The organism is Vogesella urethralis, assembly GCF_007644045.2.
Lineage (GTDB): Bacteria > Pseudomonadota > Gammaproteobacteria > Burkholderiales > Chromobacteriaceae > Vogesella > Vogesella urethralis.
Map to the genome: position 1 here is coordinate 1 of NZ_VMDW02000155.1, position 231 is coordinate 231.

The 231-nt window shown below is 67.1% G+C and carries 1 protein-coding gene; it reads right to left on the bottom strand.

The window, feature by feature from the left end:
• The coding region (locus tag FLQ03_RS18920) for a penicillin-binding transpeptidase domain-containing protein (protein ID WP_144374175.1) at window positions 1-231 on the bottom strand (231 nt) is incomplete at both ends.

Consider the following 231-nt stretch of genomic DNA (forward strand, 5'->3'; position numbering starts at 1 on the left):
GGTTTTCCCCGCCAGATGCAGGCCCGGATACTTCGCCCCCAGCTGACGCCCCGTACCGCGCTGCACCACCTGCTGCATAGTCCACAGCGTCATGTAGGCCGCCTGGGCAGGCACCGCGCGCTCCGCCTGCGGATAGCTCTGGTAGAGCACAGTGCCATCTTCGGCAATCACTGACCGCAGCGCGGAAAGCGGCGCACGGTTCCCACCGCTGGCGATGGTCTGGAAGGCCTG